The organism is Streptomyces cadmiisoli, from assembly GCF_003261055.1.
Classification (GTDB): Bacteria; Actinomycetota; Actinomycetes; order Streptomycetales; family Streptomycetaceae; genus Streptomyces; species Streptomyces cadmiisoli.
This window is the reverse complement of sequence record NZ_CP030073.1, coordinates 1,983,961-1,999,550: the sequence shown is the minus strand read 5'-3', so window position 1 is coordinate 1,999,550 and position 15,590 is coordinate 1,983,961. Positions and strand designations below refer to the sequence as shown.

The 15,590-nt window shown below is 73.2% G+C and carries 15 protein-coding genes and 1 tRNA gene; 10 read left to right on the top strand and 6 right to left on the bottom strand.

Going from position 1 to position 15,590, the window contains the following annotated elements:
• Positions 1–3: 3 nt before the first annotated feature.
• Positions 4–744 carry a cobalt-precorrin-6A reductase gene (locus DN051_RS08280; RefSeq protein ID WP_053762479.1) on the top strand — a complete coding sequence of 247 codons (741 nt, stop codon included), beginning with the start codon at positions 4–6 and terminating at the stop codon, positions 742–744.
• Between the two features lie 79 nt (positions 745–823).
• Here DN051_RS08280 and DN051_RS08275 read toward each other — a convergent pair whose 3' ends face one another.
• The 3 genes from DN051_RS08275 to DN051_RS08265 form a co-directional block, all read right to left on the bottom strand.
• Entirely contained in the window at positions 824–1,819 is a 996-nt protein-coding gene (locus DN051_RS08275; protein ID WP_112438404.1) for a lysylphosphatidylglycerol synthase transmembrane domain-containing protein, read from the bottom strand.
• 233 nt (positions 1,820–2,052) lie between these two features.
• Positions 2,053–2,826, bottom strand: coding sequence for a precorrin-6A synthase (deacetylating) (gene cobF / locus DN051_RS08270; protein ID WP_053762481.1), 774 nt, complete (start codon positions 2,824–2,826; stop codon positions 2,053–2,055).
• A gap of 55 nt (positions 2,827–2,881) precedes the next feature.
• On the bottom strand, positions 2,882–3,397 hold the full coding sequence (locus DN051_RS08265; RefSeq protein WP_112438403.1) for a DUF309 domain-containing protein: 516 nt from the start codon (positions 3,395–3,397) through the stop codon (positions 2,882–2,884).
• Between the two features lie 97 nt (positions 3,398–3,494).
• Between DN051_RS08265 and DN051_RS08260 the strand changes: the two genes are divergently transcribed.
• Positions 3,495–3,568, top strand: a tRNA-Pro gene (locus DN051_RS08260).
• A gap of 73 nt (positions 3,569–3,641) precedes the next feature.
• On the top strand, positions 3,642–4,307 hold the full coding sequence (locus DN051_RS08255; protein ID WP_053762483.1) for an NUDIX domain-containing protein: 666 nt from the start codon (positions 3,642–3,644) through the stop codon (positions 4,305–4,307).
• A gap of 47 nt (positions 4,308–4,354) precedes the next feature.
• Here the strand turns inward: DN051_RS08255 and DN051_RS08250 are convergent, their stop codons facing one another.
• On the bottom strand, positions 4,355–5,116 hold the full coding sequence (locus DN051_RS08250) for a GntR family transcriptional regulator (RefSeq protein ID WP_112438402.1): 762 nt from the start codon (positions 5,114–5,116) through the stop codon (positions 4,355–4,357).
• A 157-nt stretch (positions 5,117–5,273) separates the two neighbouring features.
• On the opposite strand from DN051_RS08250, the gene DN051_RS08245 reads away from it, so the two are divergent.
• The 4 genes from DN051_RS08245 to DN051_RS08230 are packed head-to-tail and all read left to right on the top strand — an operon-like array spanning position 5,274 to position 9,184.
• On the top strand, positions 5,274–6,278 hold the full coding sequence (locus tag DN051_RS08245; RefSeq protein WP_053762485.1) for a sugar ABC transporter substrate-binding protein: 1,005 nt from the start codon (positions 5,274–5,276) through the stop codon (positions 6,276–6,278).
• Positions 6,278–7,351 (top strand): ABC transporter permease, encoded by a 1,074-nt coding sequence (locus DN051_RS08240; RefSeq protein ID WP_112438401.1) that lies wholly within the window; start codon positions 6,278–6,280, stop codon positions 7,349–7,351. Before DN051_RS08245 ends, DN051_RS08240 begins: the two co-directional genes overlap by 1 nt.
• 4 nt (positions 7,352–7,355) lie before the next feature.
• Positions 7,356–8,273 carry an ATP-binding cassette domain-containing protein gene (locus DN051_RS08235; protein WP_053762487.1) on the top strand — a complete coding sequence of 306 codons (918 nt, stop codon included), beginning with the start codon at positions 7,356–7,358 and terminating at the stop codon, positions 8,271–8,273.
• 2 nt (positions 8,274–8,275) lie between these two features.
• A complete protein-coding gene (locus DN051_RS08230; RefSeq protein WP_053762488.1) occupies positions 8,276–9,184 on the top strand; it encodes a sugar phosphate isomerase/epimerase family protein in 909 nt (302 codons plus the stop codon).
• A gap of 60 nt (positions 9,185–9,244) precedes the next feature.
• Here DN051_RS08230 and pgfA read toward each other — a convergent pair whose 3' ends face one another.
• Together pgfA and DN051_RS08220 are read right to left on the bottom strand one after the other, a co-directional pair.
• Positions 9,245–10,195 (bottom strand): cell envelope lipid trafficking protein PgfA, encoded by a 951-nt coding sequence (gene pgfA / locus DN051_RS08225; protein WP_112438400.1) that lies wholly within the window; start codon positions 10,193–10,195, stop codon positions 9,245–9,247.
• Between the two features lie 105 nt (positions 10,196–10,300).
• Positions 10,301–10,852, bottom strand: coding sequence for a TetR/AcrR family transcriptional regulator (locus DN051_RS08220; RefSeq protein ID WP_234389031.1), 552 nt, complete (start codon positions 10,850–10,852; stop codon positions 10,301–10,303).
• A gap of 275 nt (positions 10,853–11,127) precedes the next feature.
• On the opposite strand from DN051_RS08220, the gene DN051_RS08215 reads away from it, so the two are divergent.
• Genes DN051_RS08215 through DN051_RS08205 form a run of 3 tightly spaced genes read left to right on the top strand, consistent with a single transcriptional unit; the run spans position 11,128 to position 15,583 of the window.
• Entirely contained in the window at positions 11,128–12,465 is a 1,338-nt protein-coding gene (locus DN051_RS08215) for an MFS transporter (protein WP_112438399.1), read from the top strand.
• Positions 12,466–12,470: 5 nt separating this feature from the next.
• Positions 12,471–13,640, top strand: a complete 1,170-nt coding sequence (locus tag DN051_RS08210; protein WP_053762491.1) for a thiolase family protein — start codon at positions 12,471–12,473, stop codon at positions 13,638–13,640.
• Positions 13,637–15,583, top strand: a complete 1,947-nt coding sequence (locus tag DN051_RS08205) for an AMP-binding protein (protein ID WP_112438398.1) — start codon at positions 13,637–13,639, stop codon at positions 15,581–15,583. Before DN051_RS08210 ends, DN051_RS08205 begins: the two co-directional genes overlap by 4 nt.
• The last annotated feature ends 7 nt before the right edge of the window (positions 15,584–15,590 follow it).

Below are 15,590 nucleotides of genomic sequence, written 5' to 3'. Positions count from 1 at the left end.
CGCATGGTTCCTCACGTCCTGGTGCTCGGTGGGACCGCCGAGGCTCGCGAACTGGCCGGCGAGCTGGCGGTGCGTCCGGGTCTGCGGGTCACGACGTCGCTGGCGGGCCGGGTGAGCCGGCCGGGCGCGGTGGCCGGCGAGGTACGGATCGGGGGCTTCGGCGGCGCGGAGGGCCTGGCCGAGTGGCTGCGCGCGCACCGGGTGACAGCCGTCGTCGACGCCACCCACCCCTTCGCCGAGAAGATCACGGCGAACGCGGCACGGGCCGCCGCGCTGGCCGCGGTCCCGGCCGTGGTGCTGCGTCGGCCGGGCTGGCGGCCGGTGCCCGGGGACGAATGGCACCCGGTCGCCTCATTGCGCGGGGCGGCCGAACTGCTGCCACGGCTCGGCAGCCGTGTGCTGCTCACCACGGGCCGGCTGGGGCTCGCCGCCTTCGCCCATCTGACCGGACCCCACTTCGTCGTCCGCTCGGTGGAACCGCCCGACCCGCCGATGCCGCCGGACACCGAAGTCCTGCTGGCCCGGGGCCCGTTCACCGTGGCCGGTGAGTCGGCGCTGCTGCGCGAGCACCGGATCGACGTGCTGGTCACCAAGGACAGCGGGGGAGCCGCCACCGCCGCCAAGCTCACCGCGGCCCGCGAACTCGCCCTGCCCGTCGTGATCGTCGAACGCCCCCCGCTGCCGGAGGGCGCGGTCGTCGTGCCCGACGTACCCGGCGCCCTCGCCGTACTGGGCCTCGGCTGACGACGGTTCAGAGCATGATGCCGGCCCCGGGCATGACGCCCGCTCAGGGTATGACTTCGGCTCAGGGCATGACGACGGATCAGAGCACCTTGCGGTGCACCAGGGCCGACAGCACCAGCGCCCCCGGCAGCAGCGGTATCCACACGGTGACCACGCGGTAGCCGATGATCGTGGCCGTGGCCAGTCCCACCGGGGCGCCGAACGCGGCCATCGTGAACACCATCGCCGCGTCCACCGGCCCGATCCCGCCGGGCGCGGGCACGGCCCCCACCGCGGTGCTCGCGATCAGCAGCGCGAACACCACCTGCGCCCAGGACAGCGGCAGCCCCAGCGAGAACCCCACGGTGGCGATCACGCTTCCCTGAAGCAGCGGGGTGGCGGCCGCCCCACCCCACAGGGCGAGCACCCGGCTGGGCCGGGTGTGCAGGATCCGGGCGTCGGTCAGCGCGGTGCGCAGGAAGCCGAGCGCCGGGGTGCGCACCGCACGGATCATCGCGAGCAGCGCGGCGGTCATGGCGACGGCGACCGTCGCGCCCACGGCGACCAGGAGCAGCGTGCCGTCGTCCGGGACGAGTTCACCGAGGTTCAGCATGCCGGGGAAGGCCACCAGGAACACCAGCAGCACGATGCTCTTGGCGACCGGCTTGACCAGCGAGTACAGGGCGAGCGACGTGGTGCCCCGGGCCAGGGGTATGCCCCGGCTCTGCAGGAAGCGCAGTGTCACGGCGTGCGCGCCGAGACCGGCCGGCAGCACGTGGTTGGCGGCGCCGGCGGCGAACTGCGAGGCCAGCAGCAGCCCCGGCGGGAGGCGTTCCGGCAGGGCGCCCTGCCGTACCAGCGCGGCGGCCACCCAGCCCAGGCAGGTGAAGAAGAGGGCGGCGAGCAGCCATCCCGGGTCGGCGGATCCCAGACGGGCCGCCCCGTCGCGCACGGTGCGCCAGTCCACCGCGGCCCACGCCCCGATGGCCAGCAGCGGGAGCAGGGCGAGCGCGTGCCGGGTCAGGCGGGCGGCGGAGGGTGCGCGGACGGTGGCGGGGAGCGGCCCGGGGGGAGCGGAGGCGCGAAGCAGGGACACGGCGTACGTCGTCCTTCCGCATCGCGCCCGGGAGGTGCGGGGCGGACGGATGCAAGGCGAGGCAGGTGGGGACGGCCGAAACGTGCCCGCCCGGCGTGACGCTCCGGTGTCCGGCAGCCGACGCGACGCGGGCGAGCAGCGCAAGAAAGGCGCCGCCTCATCGCCCCGGCGCCGCGCGGACCCGGCGCCGCGTCACCGCCCCGGTGCCGCGCGGACCCGGCGGCGCGCCGCCGCTACGGCCGGCGCGGATGGCGTCGCAGCAGGTACGTGTCCATGATCCAGCCCTTGCGTTCGCGCGCCTCGGCCCGCAACCGCTCGATGCGGGGCGCCGTCTCGGCGATCGGCCCGTGGGCGAGGATCTCGTCGGGGGTGCCGATGTAGGCGCCCCAGTAGATGTCGATGTCCTGGTCGGCGTACTGCCGGAAGGCCTGCCCGGCGTCCAGCATCACCACCACGTCGTCCACGCCCTCGGGAAAGCCCTCGGCGAGCCGCCGGCCGGTGGTGATCTGCACCGGACGGGCGACCCGGTTCAGTCCCGTGCGATGGCGCGCGACGAGGGCCGACACACTGCTGATGCCCGGCACCACGTCGTACTCGAAGGTCACCGTGCCCCGGTCGAGGACCTCCTCCAGGATGCCGAGCGTGCTGTCGTAGAGCGCGGGGTCCCCCCACACGAGGAACGCGCCGGTCTCGTCCTCGCCCAGGTCCTCGGCGATCAGCCGCTCGTAGATGCCGGCGCGGGCGGTGCGCCAGTCGCCGACGGCCGGTGAGTACGCCGCGCCGCCCGCGGAGCGGTCCCGCTCCGGGTCGCGCGCCTCCACCACGCGGTAGGTCCCCCGCGGCACGTGCGCCTCCAGCAGGTCCCGGCGCAGCCCCGTGAGGTCGGACTTCACCTCGCCCTTGTCGAGCAGGAAGAACACGTCCGTGCCGCGCAGCGCCCGGACCGCCTGGAGGGTCAGCTGGTCGGGGTCGCCCGCTCCGATACCGATGACATGAATCTTTCGCACGCCCCGAGTCTGCCGCACGGCACCGGCGCCGCGGTCGGCGGACCGTCGCCCGCGGTCACACTCCGCGCAGCCGGGGCGCCCGCTCCCGCGCCACCACGGTGCCGCCGCCCGCGACCACGTCGGCCAGTTCGCGCGCCCAGGCCACGAGCCCCGCCAGATCCAGCTCGTACGGCTGCCGCCGCCCGGCCCGCGCCGCCCACTCCTCGACGGCGCCCGCACCGCGCCGCAGCAGCCGCGCACCGCCGGTGGCGTTGCCCCGGGCCGCGTGGGTGAGCCCCACCGCGAGCTGGGCGAGGCCCCGCCACAGTTCGCGGTCCTGCTCGGGCCCCGACTTCCAGGCGTCCTCGAACACCTCGTGGGCGTGGAACGGCTTGCCCTCGTCCAGCAGCGCCTGCGCCTCGTCGACCGTCTCCCCCGGCGTGCGCGCGACCCCCTCGGGCTGCCGCGCCACCCCGTCCGCGCCGTACGGCAACGGCCGCCCGAGCCCGTCCCGCGGGCGGGCGTTGCGCGCCCGGCCCTCGCCGTCCCGGTCCCGTGCCCCGGCCGGCCGTCCTCGCGATGCACTGCCCATACGACGATTGTCGCGCCCCGGCCCGGCTTCGGCGCACCCGAAGGTGTGGGGTAAAGTTCTCTGCGCATGTCACGCGGTTCACCGCGAAGACACGCACCGGGACGTGGCGCAGCTTGGTAGCGCACTTGACTGGGGGTCAAGGGGTCGCAGGTTCAAATCCTGTCGTCCCGACGGTAGGGCGAGGGGTCATCTTCGATGGCCCCTCTTCCGTTGTCCGGGGACGGCCGGATGGTAGAAGCGGGGCATGACCACAGCAGGCATCGACACCCCCGACCGCCGCGGCCGCACCGGCCTGGACCGCACGGGACGGGACCTGACCGGCAACCCGCGTGTGAAGGTCCGCGACGTCCGGCTCCTGTCCAGCCACTGGTACGTCGAACGCACCACGACCTTCGACTTCCGGCACGCCGACGGCACCTGGAGCACCCAGGAGCGCGAGACGCACGACCGCGGCAACGGGGCCACCGTGCTGCTGTACGACGCGGAACGCGAAACCGTGCTGCTGACCCGCCAGTTCCGCTTCCCGGTGTACGTCAACGGCCATCCGGACGGGATGCTGGTCGAGACGCCGGGCGGGCTGCTCGACGACGATGACGAGCACCCGGAGGAGGCGGTGCGGCGCGAGGTGGTCGAGGAGACCGGCCACACCATCGGCGCCGTCGAGCACGTCTTCGACGTCTACATGAGCCCGGGGTCGGTCACCGAGCGCGTCAGCTTCCACGCCGCGGCCTACGGCCCCTCGACCCGCACCCACGAGGGCGGCGGACTGGACGAGGAGGGCGAGGACATCGAGATCCTCGAACTGCCCTTCCGCCGGGCCCTGGAGATGATCCGCACGGGCGAGATCGCGGACGCCAAGACCATCATGCTGTTGCAGTGGGCTGCCCTCGACGGGCCGTTCGCCAAGTGAACGCGGCCCCCTGACCCGAAGCGCACGGCCGGCGCCGGCCGTCGATGTCAGGGTCTGACCAGGAGCTGGAAGTCGAAGGCGTACCGGGACGCGCGGTAGATGTGCGTGCCGTACTCCACGGCCCGGCCCGTGTCGTCGTAGGCGGTGCGCCGCATCGTCAGGAGTGCGGCGCCCTCCGCCTCCTGGAGGAGGTCCCCCTCCTCGGCGGTGGCGCGGCGGGCGCCGACGGACTGGCGGGCGCTGTGCAGGGTGATGCCGGCGGAGCGCATCATCCGGTACAGGCCGGTGGATTCGAGCGCGGCCGTGTCGAGCCGGATCAGGTCGGCGGGCAGGTGGTTGACGAGGAAGGCCACCGGCACGCCGTGCGCGCACCGCAGCCGTTCCAGGACGGTGACCTCGCTGCCCTCGCCGACGCCGAGCGCGGCGGCGACGTCCGGCGGGGCCGGCACCGTCTCGCCCCGCAGCACGCGCGTGGTGGGGTGCTGGCCCGCCTCCTCCAGGTCGTCGTGGAGGCTGCTGAGTTTCAGCGGGCGCCTGACCTGGCTGTGGACCACCTGGGTGCCGACGCCCCGGCGGCGCACCAGCAGTCCCTTGTCGACCAGTGATTGGATGGCCTGCCGGACCGTGGGGCGGGACAGGCCGAGGCGCACGGACAGGTCGACCTCGTTGCCGAGGCGGTCGCCGGGGGCGAGGACGCCGCGTTCGACCGCGGCCTCCAGTTGCTGTGCGAGCTGGTGGTAGAGCGGAACGGGGCTGGTGCGATCGAGCGCGAAGTGTATGGCGGCGAGCCCGGAGGCAGTACTGGTCATGGCATCCCTCCCGCCGCTCACCGTAGCACTTTGTACTTACATTCTGACCTGATTGTGAAATGATGTCTTAACAAAGTATTGACAGTGGCGGCGCCAAAGGATTGGATCCGGTCCCAAACACAGGCTTTCCACCGGCGCACAGTGAGGTGCAGGAAAGATGGACCGCTCTCGCAGAATGATCCCCGCCCTGGCCGTGGCAGCGGCGGCTGCCCTGGTCCTCGCCGGCTGCTCCAGCAGCTCCGGCGGCAAGAAGGCCGAGGAGGGAGCGGACGGCGCCTCGGCGGGCAAGGCCGACACGCCCCGTATGACGGTCGCGCTCGTCACCCACCAGGCGCCCGGCGACACCTTCTGGGACATCGTGCGCAAGGGGGCCGAGGCCGCGGCGGCCAAGGACAACGTCGAACTCGTCTACTCCGCCGACCCCGTCGCCGGCAACCAGGCCAACCTGGTGCAGAACGCGATCGACCAGAAGGTCGACGGCATCGCGGTCACCCTCGCCAAGCCGGACGCCCTCAAGGACGTCATCGGCAAGGCGGCGCAGGCGAACATACCCGTGGTCGGCCTCAACTCCGGGGTCAGCGACTGGCGGGACCTCGGCCTGCTGGAGTTCTTCGGGCAGGACGAGACCGTGGCCGGCGAGGCGCTGGGCAAGCGGCTCAACGAGGAGGGCGCGAAGAACGCCGTCTGCGTGATCCAGGAACAGGGCAACATCGGCCTCACACAGCGCTGCGACGGAGTGAAGAAGACCTTCTCCGGCACCACGCAGATCCTCAACGTCAACGGCACCGACATGCCCTCGGTGAAGTCGACGATCACCGCCAAGCTGCGGCAGGACAGCTCCCTCGACTACGTCGTCGCGCTCGGCGCCCCGTTCGCGCTGACCGCGGTGCAGTCGGTGTCCGAGGCGGGCAGCAAGGCCAAGGTCGCCACCTTCGACCTCAACAAGGACCTGACCAGCGCCATCCAGGGCGGCGACATCCAGTTCGCCGTCGACCAGCAGCCCTACCTCCAGGGCTACCTCGCCGTCGACTCCCTGTGGCTCTACAAGAACAACGGCAACTACAGCGGCGGTGGTGAGCAGCCGGTGCTGACCGGACCGGCGTTCGTCGACAAGGCCAACGTCGAGGCGGTCGCCGGGTTCGCCGCGAAGGGCACCCGGTGATGGGTATGACCCAACAGGCTGCGCCGACGGTGTCCCCGCCGTCGGCGCCCGGCCCCCGGGCCGACGGGCGCACCCGGGAACGCCCCCTGGCGCTGCGGCTGCTCGCCCGGCCCGAGGTGGGCGTCTTCCTCGGCGCCGCGGCCGTGCTCGTCTTCTTCCTGATCGCCGCGCCCACGGTCCGCCAGGGCAACTCGATGGCCACGGTGCTCTACCAGGCGTCGACCATCGGGATCATGGCTCTGCCGGTCGCGCTGCTGATGATCGGCGGCGAGTTCGACCTGTCGGCCGGCGTCGCCGTGATCACCTCGGCGCTCACCGCGAGCATGCTCAGCTACCAGCTCACCCTGAACGTCTGGATGGGCGTGATCGTCGCGCTCGTGGTGTCGCTCGGCATCGGCGCGTTCAACGGCTGGCTGCTGGTGAGAACGGGACTGCCGAGCTTCCTGGTGACCCTGGGGACCTTCCTGATCCTCCAGGGTGTCAATCTCGCCATCACCAAGCTGGTCACCGGCAACGTCGCGACCGACGACATCAGCAACATGGACGGCTTCGAAGGGGCCAGGGCGATCTTCGCCTCGTCCTTCGACGTCGGCGGCGTCCAGGTGAAGATCACCGTGGTGTGGTGGCTGGTGTTCGCGGCGCTGGCGACCTGGGTGCTGCTGCGCACCAAGTACGGCAACTGGATCTTCGCGGTCGGCGGCAACCAGGACAGCGCCCGCGCGGTCGGCGTCCCGGTGACCTTCACCAAGATCACCCTGTTCATGCTGGTCGGCTTCGGGGCCTGGTTCGTCGGCATGCACCAGTTGTTCTCCTTCAACACCGTGCAGTCCGGCGAGGGCGTCGGCCAGGAGCTGATCTTCATCGCCGCGGCCGTGATCGGCGGCTGCCTGCTCACCGGCGGCTACGGCTCGGCCATCGGCCCGGTCTTCGGCGCCTTCATGTTCGGCATGGTGAACCAGGGCATCGTCTACGCCGGATGGAACCCCGACTGGTTCAAGGCCTTCCTCGGTGTGATGCTGCTCGGGGCCGTCCTCATCAATCTGTGGGTCAGTCGCACGGCGACCCGGAGGTGACGCAATGACAACCGCCAACGGCACCGACGAGAGCGTCCCGGCGGACGCCGCCCCCGGCCCGGACCGGCCCGTCGTCGAACTGCGCGGCGCCGGCAAGTCGTACGGCAACATCCGGGCCCTGCACGGCGTCGACCTGGCCGTCCACCCCGGCAAGGTCACCTGTGTGCTCGGCGACAACGGCGCCGGCAAGTCCACCCTGATCAAGATCGTCTCGGGGCTGCACCAGCACACCGAGGGCGAGGTCCTCGTCGACGGCGAGCCGGTGCGCTTCACCACCCCGCGCGAGGCCCTGGACCGCGGTATCGCCACCGTCTACCAGGACCTCGCCACCGTCCCCCTCATGCCGGTCTGGCGCAACTTCTTCCTCGGCTCCGAGATGACCAAGGGCCCTTGGCCCGTGCGCCGTCTCGACATCCCCCGGATGAAGCGCACCGCCGACGAGGAACTGCGCAACATGGGCATCGTCCTGGACGATCTGGAACAGCCCATCGGCACCCTCTCCGGCGGTCAGCGCCAGTGCGTGGCCATCGCCCGGGCCGTCTACTTCGGCGCCCGAGTCCTCATCCTGGACGAGCCCACCGCCGCCCTCGGCGTCAAGCAGTCCGGTGTGGTGCTGAAGTACATCGCCGCCGCCCGCGACCGCGGCCTCGGCGTCATCTTCATCACCCACAACCCGCACCACGCCTACATGGTCGGCGACCACTTCAGCGTCCTGCGCCTCGGCACCCTCGAACTGTCCGCCGAGCGCAGCGAGATCAGCCTGGAGGAACTCACCAACCACATGGCAGGCGGCGCCGAACTCGCCGCCCTCAAGCACGAACTGGCCCAGGTACGCGGCGTCGACGTGGAGGAGCTTCCCGAGGCGGACGAACTCCAGGCGCCCGTGAAGGCATCCACCGCACCTCCCGAAGGGACCCCCTGATCATGGCAACCGCCCCCCATCTCGACCGCATCCGGGTGGGCTCGGCGCCCGACTCGTGGGGCGTCTGGTTCCCCGACGACCCCCAGCAGGTGCCCTGGGAACGCTTCCTGGACGAGGTCGCCGAAGCCGGCTACCCGTGGATCGAGCTGGGCCCGTACGGATATCTGCCGACCGACCCGGCCCGGCTCACCGACGAGGTCGGCCGGCGCGGCCTGAAGGTCTCCGCGGGCACGGTCTTCACGGGACTGCACCGCGGCCCCTCCGTCTGGGACGCCACCTGGGAGCACGTCGGCCAGGTCGCCGCCCTCACCCAGGCGATGGGCGCGAAGCACCTGGTGGTGATCCCCTCCTTCTGGCGCGACGACAAGACCGCCGAGATCCTGGAGGCGCCGGAGCTCACCACCGAGCAGTGGTCCCACCTGACCAAGGGCATGGAACGCCTCGGACACGAGGTGAAGGAGACGTACGGCCTGGACATCGTGGTCCACCCGCACGCCGACACCCACATCGACACCGAGACCCATGTCGAGCGCTTCCTCGACTCCACCGACGCCGGGCTGGTCAACCTCTGCCTGGACACCGGGCACTACGCCTACTGCGGCGGCGACAGCGTCAAGCTGATCGAGACGTACGGCGAGCGCATCGGCTATCTGCACCTCAAGCAGGTCGACCCGGCGATCCTCGCCGACGTCGTCGCGAACGAGGTGCCGTTCGGGCCGGCCGTGCAGCGCGGCGTGATGTGCGAACCCCCCACCGGGGTGCCCGCGCTGGAGCCGGTGCTGGCGGCGGCCCAGGGCCTGGGCGTCGACCTGTTCGCGATCGTCGAGCAGGACATGTACCCGTGCGAGCCGGACAAGCCGCTGCCGATCGCGGTCCGCACCCGGAAGTTCCTGAGGTCCTGCGGCGCCTGACGGCCCGCACGCCGACGGTGCGGGCGGGACGAGCAGCCCGTTCGCACCGCCGCCGGCGCGTCACTCCTCCTCGGGACGCGTCCGCCCCCGCACGACCAGGACGGCGCCCACGACCGCGAGGGCGAAGCCCGCGGCCGCCGCGGTGATCGGCACCGTGGTTCCGACGGCCCGCAGCCGCGCGCTGTCCTCCTCGGCCTTGCCGACCGCGAACTTCTGGGTCGCCGCGGTGTGGCTCAGCTTCCGCACGTCGAGGAGCACCACCGCGTCCTTCTTCGCGCCCGGCGCGCGCAGCGTCTGGCGGGGGCCCAACTGGGCGTACAGCACGCGGCCGGTGGCCTGGTCGATGATCAGCTTGATGCCGTGGTTGGAGTACCACTCCTCGGCGAACACCTGCGACGCCTCCGGGCGCCCGACCAGCGCTCCCGGCACCTGCCGGACGCCGACCCTGGTCGGCGGAACGGTGCCCGTGAAGACGTACCCCTGGTAGCCGCGGACCTTCTCGGTGCCCCGGTAGCCGAGGGTGACGGTCGCGCCGAGCTGGCTGTCCCACCAGCGGTAGGAGCGCTTCTGCACGTCGAAGGGGAACTTCAGATAGGCCTCGCCCTCGTGGTACGGCTGCTCCCGGCAGCAGTGCGCCGGACGGTTGCTCCTGCGGTCGGTGACCCAGCGGGCGGTGGAGAAGTCCAGCGCGTCGTGCGGATCGGCGGCGGGCAGGGACTTCTCGGTGTCGACCGTGGTGACCACGTCCCACACCGCGTTCCCACTGCGCTCGCTGTCGCCGACGTCGCCACGCACCCGCTGCGTGACCGTGATCCGCCGGTCGCGCAGCGTCTCGGTCTCTTCGACGTCGAAATAGCTGCCCGTGCCGGTGTAGACCGCGGTCACGTCGATGTCGACCGGGTTCACCGCCGCGCGTGGTTTGACGTACCACGCGAGCATCGGCGCGAGGACGAGCAGGAAGACCCCGAGGCCCAGCAGGACCAGGGACAGGGGCGAGGAGCTACGGCGCATCCGGTACTCCAGGGCTTGGCTGCCCGGAGACCGTAGGTGCATCCCGTACGGCGCGTCTACGCATCCGCGTGACAAAACACGGCAGTTCGTCGTCCGCGGCGGCGGCTAACGGCTCGAAGCCAGCGCCGCCAGCACCGCGTGCGTCAGACGGGTGACGTAGGCGTCGTCGGTCGGGCCGCCGACCGCGAGCATCCGGAAGTACAGCGGGGCGCCGAACAGGTCCACGGCCAGGCCCATGTCGAGGTCGGCGGACAGTTCCCCGCGGTCCACCGCCTGCCGCAGCAGCTCCGCCACCGCGGCGCGCCGCGGGGCGAGGACCGCCCGGTGGAGGGCCTCGCGCAGGGAGGGGTTGCGGGCCGATTCGGCGACCAGGTCCGGAACGATCCGGCCGACCAGGGGATGGCGCAGATCGGCCATGGTGTCGCGGACGAACCGTTCGACGTCGGCGCGCAGCGAACCCGAGCCCGCGCCGGCCGGCAGATGGGCGGCGGCGGCCTCGGAGACCAGCTCCACCACCATCGCCTCCTTGGCGGGCCAGCGGCGGTAGAGCGCGGCCTTGCCGACCCGGGCCCGGCGGGTCACGGCCTCCATCGACATCCGGGCGTACCCGGTCTCGGCCAGTTCCTCGAACACCGCCCGCCGGATCGTCTCGGTCACGGACTCCCGCAACACCGCGGAGCCCGTGGGTCTACGGGGATCGAGAGCGTTTCGGCCGGTCGTGTCCACCGCCGGAGACTAACACCGGACGGAACGGTTGCGTTCCGTCCGGGGCGGGTGTACGTTCCCGGCGAACGGAACGGGCCTGTTCCGTTCCGCTGTGGCTGCGCGCCGGACACACGGCCCGGAGCCCGGTTCGGGGCGAAGGGGGCCCGGATGAAGCCCAGGCAAGTCGTCGACAGCGGCAGCCGGTACGCCGAGCGGCGGACCCGCGCATGACCGTGCAGGCCCCCACCGGGCCGCCCGCCTCCGACGGAACCGGCCCCCGGGCCCGCACCGTTCTGGTCCTGCTGGCGCTGTTCATCGTCATCAACGCCGCCGACAAGGCCGTCCTCGGGCTCACCGCCGGCCCCGTCAAGGAGGAACTGGGGCTCAGCGCGACCGAGTTCGGCACCGTCGCCGGCAGCTTCTACCTGCTGTTCAGCCTCTCCGCCGGCCTCGTCGGCCACCTGGGCGACCGCATCCGCCCCCGGCCCCTGCTCGCCGCGCTCGCCCTGGTGTGGGCGGCGGCGCAACTGCCGATCCTGCTGCCGGCCGCCGGATTCGGCGCCCTCGTCGCCACCCGCGTGGTGCTCGGGGCGGGCGAGGGGCCGGGCTATCCGCTCGCCAACCACACCGCCTTCACCTGGTACCCCGAGAAGCGGCGCGCCCTGCCCTCGGCCGTCGTCGTGGCCGGCGGCGCGGGCGGCACCGTCCTGGCCGCCCCGCTGGTGCTCCTGGTCACCGACACCCTCGGCTGGCGCGCCGCCTTCGGACTGCTCGGGGCGGCGGGAGTGCTGTGGGCCGCCGCGTGGCTGCGGCTGGGCGGCGGCGGGCCGTACACGGTGCGGCTCGGACCCGACGTGGCCGACCGGCCCCCAGCACGCGTGCGCGTACCGCTGCGACGCATCGTCACCACCGGCACCTGGCTGGGCGCCACGCTCTCCACCTTCGCCGTCCTGTGGACCCTCGCCCTCGGCTTCGCCTGGCTGCCCCTCTTCCTGGAGGAACGGGCCGGCTTCAGCGCCGCGCGGATCAGCGCGACCGTCGGCCTGCCCGCCCTCGCCATGGCCGTACTCGTCCTCACCGCGGGCGTCGTCGCGCACCGGCTGCTGCGCGCGGGGTGCACCGCCCGCGTCGCGCAGGGCCTCCTCGGTGCCCTGCTGCCGCTGCTCGCCGGGGTGTGCATGCTGCTCACCACCCGGGTCGGTCCCGTCGCGCTGCTGCCCCTGCTGGTGCTCGCGTTCTCCGCGGGCAACGGGCAGACACCGCTCACCAACGCGGCGATCGCCGACATCTGCCCGGCCGACCGGCGCGGCGCCGCCCTCGGACTGTCGTACGCCCTCGCGTCCCTGTCCAGCCTGCTCGCCCCGTACGTCACGGGGCGGATCATCGACGCCGCGCCGGACCCGGGCGTCGGCTACGGCCGGGCCTTCGACCTGGCCGCCTGCCTGCTGATCGGCGGGGCCCTGCTCGCGGCGCTGCTCGTGCGACCCGACCGGGACGCCCGCCTGCTGCTGTCCGCATCCGCGGCGGCCGACCGCGCGAACCCGGCGAACCCAGCGAAGGAGTGACCCCGATGCCCGTGGACATCGCCGTCGTCGACGGCGCACGCACACCGATCGGCCGCTGCCGAGGCGCCCTGAGCACCGCTCGCACCCACCGGCTGGGCGCCCTGGTGATCCGGGAGGCCGTCGTCCGCGCCGGGATGCAACCCGGCGCCGTGGACGAGGTGGTGCTGGGCTGCGTCGGCCAGGTCGGCCCCGAGGCGTTCAACGCCCGGCGGGCCGCGTTGAGCGCGGGCCTGCCGGTGCGGGTCACCGCCCACAACGTCAACCGGCTGTGCGGCTCCGGCCTCCAGGCGGTGTGGACGGCCGCGCAGAGCCTCGCACTCGGTGCCGCCGACGTCGTCGTGGCCGGCGGCAACGAGTCGATGACCCGTCAGCCCCTGCTCGACTACGGCGAACGCGCGCCCGGCGAAGTCCCCGGTCAGCCCTCCGTCGACGGCACGACCTCCCTGGTCACCGATCCGTTCGGGAACTACCCGATGGGCGTGACCGGCGAACTCGTCGCGCGGCGCCACGGCATCTCCCGCGAGCGGCAGGACCGTTGGGCCGCCGAGAGCCAGCGACGCGCCGCCGCGGCCGTCGCCTCCCGCCGGTTCGAGGAGCAGATCGTGCCCGTCGCCACCGCGGACGGCATGGTCGAACGCGACGAGCACCCCCGGCCCGGTACGACCGTGGAGAAACTCGCCGCCCTCCCCGCCGCCTTCGCGCCGGACGGCACGGTCACCGCCGGGAACTCCGCCGGCCTCAACGACGGCGCCGCCGCCGTCCTGCTGATGCGCACCGCCGACCTCGCCCCGGGCACCACGCCCCTGTGCCGCCTGCGCGACACGGCCGTCACCGCGCTGGAACCGGAGATCATGGGCCTCGCGCCCGCCGACGCCGTGCGCGTCCTGCTGCGCCGCAACGACCTCACCCTCGACGACATCGACGTGGTCGAGCTCAACGAGGCGTTCGCGGCCCAGGTACTGGCGGTCCTGGACACCCTCGGACTCGACCCCGAGCGGGTCAACCCCAACGGCGGCGCCATCGCCCTCGGACACCCCATCGGCGCCACCGGCACCGTGCTGCTCCTCAAGGCGGCCCACGAACTGCGCCGCACCGGCGGCCGGTACGCGGTGGTCGCCCTGTGCATCGGCGGCGGCCAGGGCATCGCCGCACTGATCGAGAACGGGGCGGCATGAACGCGTACGCGTGGCGTCCGACCGCGGAGTTCACCGAGCACGGCAACATCGCCGCCTTCTGCCGCCGGCACGGCGTCGACGGCGGTTACCGCGCGCTCCAGGCCCGGTCCGTGGCCGACCCCGAGTGGTTCTGGGAGCGGGCCGTCGAGGACATCGGCATCGTCTGGCACCTGCGCCCCGAGCGGATGTGCGACGAGTCCGGCGGCATCGCCTTCACCCGGTGGTTCCCCGGCGGGCGCACCAACCTCGTCGACTCCTGCCTGGAGCGCCACGTCCGGCAGGGCCGCGGCCGGGCGCCCGCCCTGCGCTGGGAACGGGAGGACGGCACCCGCGGGGTGCTCGCCTACGACGAGGTCACCGCGCTCAGCGCCCGGGCGGCCGGCGGACTGCGCCGCCTCGGCGTCGGCGCCGGAGACCGGGTGGCGTGCCATCTGCCGCCCGGGCCCGAGGCGTTCTTGCTGATCTTCGCCTGCGCCCGCATCGGGGCGATCCTCGTGCCGCTGTTCTCCGGCTTCGGCGCGCGGGCACTCGCCGTCCGGCTCGTCGACTCCGGCGCCCGGGTCCTGGTGACCGCCCGGACCAGCGGCCGGCACGGACGCCCGCACGACATGGCGGCGGTGGCCCGCCGCGCGGTCGCCGAGGCGCCCGACGTCCGTCAGCTGGTCGTCGTGCCCGAGCGGCCCGCCGGTCCCGGGGAGCGGGTGCCGGCGACCGGCTGGGACGAGGTGCTCGCCGCCGAGCCCGCCGCGACGGTCTCGCTCGACGCCGCAGCGCCCTTCCTCCTGCTGCACACCTCCGGCACCACCGGCCGCCCCAAGGGCGCGGTCCACACCCACGGGGGCTTCACCGCGCAGGTCGGCAGCGAGACCCGCTTCAACCTCGATCTCCGGCCCGACGACGTGGTGTTCTGGGTGACCGACCCCGGCTGGATCATGTTCCCGCTCGTCGCGGTGGGCGCCGCCCTCGCCGGGGCCTGCGTCCTGGCCTACGAGGGCGCGATCGACCATCCGGACGCCGGCCGCCTGCGGCGGCTGCTCGACGAGCACGAGGTCACCGTGTTCGGCAGTTCGCCGAGCCTGTCGCGGACGATGCTGCGCGCCGACCCGCCGCGGCCCGCCGCGCCGTCCCGGGTGCGGGTCCTCGGCTCCACCGGGGAGCCGTGGACCGCGGAGGCCTGGCACTGGTACTTCGCCGAGTTCGGCGGCGGACGCAGCCCCGTCATCAACATCTGCGGCGGTACGGAGGTCGGCGGCTCCCTGCTCGCCTCCGCGCCGACCCTGCCCCAGTCGCCCCGCGGATTCGCCGGACCGTGTCTGGGCATCGACGCCCGTGTCGAGGACGACTCCGGCACCGAGGTGCCCGAGGGCCGGATCGGGGAACTGGTCGTGCGGCGCTCCTGGCCCGGTATGACCCGGGGCCTGTGGCGGGCCCGGAAGCGGTTCGCCGACGCCTACTTCAGCCGGCGGCCCGGCCGCTGGTCGCACGGCGACCTCGTGTCCCGGGTGGGACAGGAGTGGTTCGTGCACGGGCGCCTCGACGACGTCATCAAGGTCGCCGGCAAACGCCTGGGCCCCGCGGAGGCGGAGGACGCCGCCCTCACCGACCCGGCACTCGCCGAGGCGGCCGCCGTCGGCGTCCCCGACCCCGTCAAGGGCGAGTCCCTGTGGCTGTTCGCCGTTCCCGTGCCGGGCAGGACCCTGGACACGGCGGACCTCGAACGCATCCGGCGCCGGGTCGCCGACGCGCTCGGGGCCGCGTTCCGGCCCGGCCGCGTCGTTTCCGTGCCCGGTCTGCCGAAGACCCGCAACGGCAAGGTCATGCGCCGGCTCGTGCGCGCCCTCGCCACCGGCGCGGACCCCGGCGACCTGTCCGCCCTCGTCGACCCCGCGAGCCTCGACGCGATCCGCGAGGCCGCCGACGGCCCGGCCGGCCACCGGCCGTGACCCACCA